This window comes from Streptomyces sp. NH27 (genome assembly GCF_056859195.1).
Genome location: NZ_JACEGK010000724.1, coordinates 1 through 2,987 on the forward strand (window position 1 = coordinate 1; position 2,987 = coordinate 2,987).

The window sequence follows — 2,987 nt, forward strand, 5'->3', positions numbered from 1 at the left end:
GCAGGGCTGGCGGCAGGGCCGGGGGGCGGGGCCGGGCCACGGCCCGCCGGGTCAGGAGCCGGTGGTACGGCGGCGCAGGACGCGCAGCGCGGCCCAGGTCAGCAGAGCCGCCACCGCGAGCACGACCGCGCTCTGGGCGATCTGGTAGGGCCAGTAGTCGCCCGGCTTCAGGGAGTCGACGAGGAAGGTGTCCTGCGGGAGCACGTCGTAGAACTGCAGGCCGAGCACACCGCCGGCGTGCCATCCGCTGACCCGCGACCAGGCCGGGAAGTCGATCAGCAGCGCCACCCGCGAGCGCACCAGCAGGGCGGTCAGCAGCCAGGTCAGCGCGGGTGCGGCGATCAGCGCGGGCACGGTGCGGCGCAGGACGGTTCCGGTCAGGGCGCCGGCGGCGACGCCGAGCAGCACGTAGGCGACGGTGACCGGGCCGATGGTGAAGTAGGCGGTGTGCCGGTCGATTCCGTGGGTCAGCAGGTCGAGGTGGACGGCGTGCACGGCGCTGTGCCGGTACAGCACCACCAGCGGCAGGACCAGGACCAGGACCACCGCGGCCAGCCCGGCCCAGCGGGCGGCGAACCAGCGCCGCGCGGAGACGGACTGCGCGAGGGTGAGGGCGACCCGGCGGGACTGCCACTCGCGGCCGGTGAGCACACCGGTGAGCGCCGCGGCGTACAGGGCCGGCTGGAAGGCGAGGCGCGCGCCGTCCTGGAGCAGTTGGGCGGTCCGGACGTGCGCGTCGCCCGGGTGCCGCCCGAAGTCGTACTCCTGCTTGCCGATGCGTGCGCGCAGGTCCACGGCGTGGGACCAGCCGAAGTAGTGGAACACCAGGTAGGCGCCGATGCGCAGCGCGACCAGCAGGAGCAGGGCGGCCACGGGCCACATCTGGCGCGCGACGATCCGGGTGAGCGGCCACCGCTCCCCACGGGGGCGGGACTTGGTCATCGTCACGGTGTCGGTGGCGGCGCTCACGCGGCGGACTCCTCGGGGTGGGGCTGCTGGGCGAGTACGAGGTCGGGGGCGTCCGGGGCGGCGAGGTGGGCCAGCACCAGTTCCTCCAGCGTGGGCTGCCGGACCTGCCAGTCGGCGGGGATCGCGGCTCCCGGGCGGATCAGCGCGCTGGTGCCGCGGCCGGCCGGGCGGGACTCAACGACGGTGTGGCCGGCGAGCCGATCGGCGCCCCCGGAGTAGGTGACCATCGCGTGGGACGCGGTGAGGTCGTCGATGTCGCCGCAGAGGCGGGCCCGGCCGCGGTCGAGCAGCAGCAGGTGGTCGCAGGTGTCGGCGAGGTCGGAGATGATGTGCGAGGACATCACCACGGTGCCGCCCGTCTCGGCGGCGTGGGCCAGCAGCAGGCCCATCAGCTCCCGGCGGGAGAGCACGTCCACCTCCGCCATCGGCTCGTCCAGCAGCAGCAGGTCGGCGCGCTTGCCGAGGGCGACGGCCAGCGCGATCCGGGCGCGCGCGCCGCCGGACAGGTCCCGTATCCGGTCGTCGCGGTCGTAGCGCGCCAGGTCGGCGACCCGCTCGGCCAGCTCGCGGTCCCAGTTGGCGCGGTTGGCGAGCGCGCCGAAGCGCAGGGTGTCCGCGGCGGTGAACCGTGGGTACAGCGGCCGGTCCTGGGCCATGTAGGAGACCCGCGGATGGCCGGCCCGGGCCGGCTTCCCGAAGATCTCGACGGTGCCCGCGCTCGGCTGCTCGAAGCCTGCCGCGATCTCCAGCAGGGTCGACTTGCCCGCGCCGTTGGGTCCGACCAGGGCGCAGACGGCGCCGGCCGGGATACTGAAGGTGCAGCCGCCGAGCGCGTCCGGCCCTCTGCGGCGATATCTCTTGCTGACGCCGCGCGAGGTGAGCGCCGCGTCAGCGCTGCTGGTGGGGAACAAGACCGGGATCCTTCGTCGGGTAGAGATCATCGAGTACGGCGGCGAACAGCGCGGCGAGGTCGTCGCGTTCCAGTCCGGCCGTTTGGGCGCGCGTGGCCACCTCGGCGAGTTCGGCCCGCCAGGGTGAGTCGGCGCCGAAAGCGCCGAGCGTGCCCACCACGAATGTCCCGTGCCTGCGCCGAGTCTCGACCAGACCTTGGGATTCAAGTTCGCGGTACGCCTTGAGAACGGTGTTGGGGTTGAGCGCGGTCGCCTCGACCACCGCGCGAGCGGTGGGCAGCCGGTCGCCCGGTTCGAGAAGGCCCAACCGCAGAGCCTGCTGGACCTGCTGGACGATCTGCAGGTAGCTGGCGACCCCGCTTTGCCGGTCGATCCGGAAGGCGAACATCGCCACCGTACCCCCCATTCCACTAATCAAGTAGTGGAATCATGCACGGGCTTCCCGCGCACGTCAAACGGCACCTTGCCGGTACGGGGAGGCTGCGACAGGGCCGGCGGTGCCGGCCGAGCCGACGGCGGTCGTACGCCCCTCGGCGGGCAGGGCCACCGCACCACCGCGTCCGCGTCTGATGGCGGGCACGCTCGACCAGGCCACGCGCGCCCAACCGCCGCATGGTCTGGCGGGCAACGACCTCGTCGACCCTCTCGCGACCGCCACCGGGAGCCACCTGCCCCAGCAGTTCCTGGTCGTGGGCGCGGAGTTGGCCGAACCGACGCAGAACGTCACCTCGGTCGACTGGTCGGGAGCGTCGTTCCGCGGCGAGGGGCTTGGCATGTCCTCGACGTACGGCGCCGCCTCGTTCACCGCCGAGCGCTGTACCGCCGCGATCGGCGCGGGCGCGGCGGCCGTACTCAACGACCCGACCGGGACAGTGATCTGGCTCGACGGGAACTGCCCGGGCGAGCCCATCGGCGGGTGAGGCGGTCGCGGGCGAACAGTGAACGGGCGAACAGTGAACGGGCGAGAGGGACTTGGGTAGCCTTCCGGTATGGACGGGGGCTGGGAGACAGGTATCGACCTCGGTGGCAGTGGCGCCGGCACGCTTGAGGAGCGGGACCCGCGGCTGATCGGGCGGTATCCGGTCGTCGGGGTGCTCGGCTCGGGCG

The 2,987-nt window shown here is 73.2% G+C and carries 4 protein-coding genes; 1 reads left to right on the forward strand and 3 read right to left on the reverse strand.

From position 1 onward, the window contains the following. Positions 1–51 precede the first annotated feature (51 nt). The 3 genes from AC13HU_RS34980 to AC13HU_RS34990 are packed head-to-tail and all read right to left on the reverse strand — an operon-like array spanning position 52 to position 2,268. Positions 52–969, reverse strand: a complete 918-nt coding sequence (locus tag AC13HU_RS34980; RefSeq protein ID WP_483046024.1) for a hypothetical protein — start codon at positions 967–969, stop codon at positions 52–54. Continuing rightward, on the reverse strand, positions 966–1,880 hold the full coding sequence (locus AC13HU_RS34985; protein WP_483046025.1) for an ABC transporter ATP-binding protein: 915 nt from the start codon (positions 1,878–1,880) through the stop codon (positions 966–968). The genes AC13HU_RS34980 and AC13HU_RS34985 overlap by 4 nt, the downstream gene beginning before the upstream one ends. After that, positions 1,858–2,268, reverse strand: a complete 411-nt coding sequence (locus AC13HU_RS34990) for a GntR family transcriptional regulator (protein WP_483046027.1) — start codon at positions 2,266–2,268, stop codon at positions 1,858–1,860. Before AC13HU_RS34990 ends, AC13HU_RS34985 begins: the two co-directional genes overlap by 23 nt. 181 nt (positions 2,269–2,449) lie before the next feature. On the opposite strand from AC13HU_RS34990, the gene AC13HU_RS34995 reads away from it, so the two are divergent. Next, on the forward strand, positions 2,450–2,800 hold the full coding sequence (locus AC13HU_RS34995; RefSeq protein ID WP_483046026.1) for a hypothetical protein: 351 nt from the start codon (positions 2,450–2,452) through the stop codon (positions 2,798–2,800). Positions 2,801–2,987 lie beyond the last annotated feature (187 nt).